This is a genomic window from Halorubellus amylolyticus, assembly GCF_034808145.1.
Classification (GTDB): domain Archaea; phylum Halobacteriota; class Halobacteria; order Halobacteriales; family Natrialbaceae; genus Halorubellus.
This window is the reverse complement of the sequence record NZ_JAXHGM010000047.1, coordinates 1-278: the sequence shown is the minus strand read 5'-3', so window position 1 is coordinate 278 and position 278 is coordinate 1. Positions and strand designations below refer to the sequence as shown.

The following is a 278-nucleotide window of genomic DNA, read 5'->3' as shown; positions in this document are numbered from 1 at the left end:
CAAGTTGGTGCACGTAACATGCAAAACTTCGATTTACTACGAGCTGTAGGTAAAGTTAACAAGCCGGTATTATTAAAACGTGGATTAGCAGCAACAATTGATGAGTTCATTAACGCAGCGGAATACATCATTGCACAAGGTAACGACCAAATTATTCTTTGTGAGCGCGGTATCCGCACATACGAAAGAGCAACACGTAACACATTAGACATTTCAGCAGTACCGATTTTAAAGAAAGAAACACATTTACCAGTTGTTGTTGACGTAACGCATTCAAC

General features: G+C 39.6%; 1 protein-coding gene. It reads left to right on the top strand.

The features are described from left to right. Positions 1-18: 18 nt before the first annotated feature. Positions 19-278 (top strand): hypothetical protein (locus tag SM754_RS20670; RefSeq protein ID WP_323677938.1); only part of this gene is annotated, 260 nt, incomplete at its 3' end.